Consider the following 1400-nt stretch of genomic DNA (forward strand, 5'->3'; position numbering starts at 1 on the left):
TGTATGTCGTCAAGTGAAAGTGGACAGAAGCCGCTAAAAAGGAAGAGAGGTTTTAGGCGGTCGAAACATGCTGACAAATATAATTTTTCCTGCGGCTTAACATCGTCACGTTTTTAATTTTTTTGCGTTCTTCCAACCTTTGCTGCTGACGGCCATAATAGACATCCGCCGGTGTCAGATTATTGAGCGATTCATGATAACGTTGGTGATTATAGTACTCCACCCATTCTGCAATTCTTCCTGCCAATTCATCAGGGGTAAAATAATGCTCCAATAATAGAATATTTTTCATGGACCGATGATACCTTTCAATTTTTCCTTGCGTCATTGGGTGAAATGGTGCACTGCGAACATGTTCAATCCCCTGTTGCTTGAGATAACCTTTCAGATAGTGCGACACATAAGCCGAACCGTTATCCGATAATAAACGAGGTCGTTTTTCATGTGGCAATCCGCTGACATGTAAAGCTTTTTGCAGGGTTCTTTCTACATCAGTAGCCTGCATTCCGGGGCAGATTTCCCACGATAGAATGAATCGTGAATAATCATCGAGCACCGTTGACAGATAATACCATCCCCACTGTTTAACTTTGAAGTACGTAAAATCGGTCTGCCAGAGTTGATTCGGAGCTGTAGTAGGATTAACGAAGTGATCGGCAGCCTCCATCAATCGATAAGCCGGTGTAGTGATTAGACCTTGTTTCTTTAAAAGTCGATAGATGGTTGACTCCGAGACAAACCAACCCTCATTATCAACGATATAGCAAGCCAGCTCCCGACAGGAAAGCGCCGGATGTTCTAAAGCCAGTTCGATAATGCGGCTTTTTTGGGAAGGCGGTAGCTGATTCCAACCACTCTGACGACGCAGCGGTGATAGGGCTAAGCCGTCATACCCATGCGTTAAATATTGCTTGTACCATCCATAAAAGGTAGAACGATTGATTCCTAACTCACGCAGAGTAGTCTTAATACTGTCAGAAGATTGTTCTACTAATGTTATAATCTCCATTTTTTCAGTCTGTGTCATCCGATGGTAGGGCTTAATCGTCTGCTTTAAGGCTTTTTTTTAACAGTCGGTTTTCCAGGCTTAATTCAGCTACTAATTGCTTAAGCGCCTCATTTTCTGACTTCATCGAATGCACTTCCGGAGCTGTCGCTTCTCGAGTCGTATCGCCTGCTAAACGCTTTTTGCCGGCTTCCAGAAACTCCTTACTCCAACGATAATATACATTCGGATTTAAACCCTCACGCCGGCATATCTCAGCTACCGATTGTTCTCCCTGCAAGCCTTCCAGAACGATCCTGATTTTTTCTTCTACGGAGTATTGGCGTCGAGTCTGCCGCTGAATGTCTTTGATGATAGAAAGAACGGGTTTACGTTCTGATGAAGAAGAGGAATT

General features: G+C 43.6%; 1 protein-coding gene. It reads right to left on the bottom strand.

Going from position 1 to position 1400, the window contains the following annotated elements; translation table 11 throughout:
* Window positions 1-52 precede the first annotated feature (52 nt).
* Window positions 53-1400, bottom strand: a protein-coding gene (locus DVG78_RS29810) for an IS3 family transposase (RefSeq protein ID WP_374755741.1) whose coding sequence is annotated in 2 segments (ribosomal slippage) — window positions 53-1046 and window positions 1045-1400 — 1350 coding nt annotated over the 2 segments. Because the reading frame shifts where the segments join, the coding sequence is not laid out codon by codon here. This gene is flagged as partial in the annotation.

It is taken from the genome of Runella aurantiaca, from assembly GCF_003339505.1.
GTDB lineage: Bacteria > Bacteroidota > Bacteroidia > Cytophagales > Spirosomataceae > Runella > Runella aurantiaca.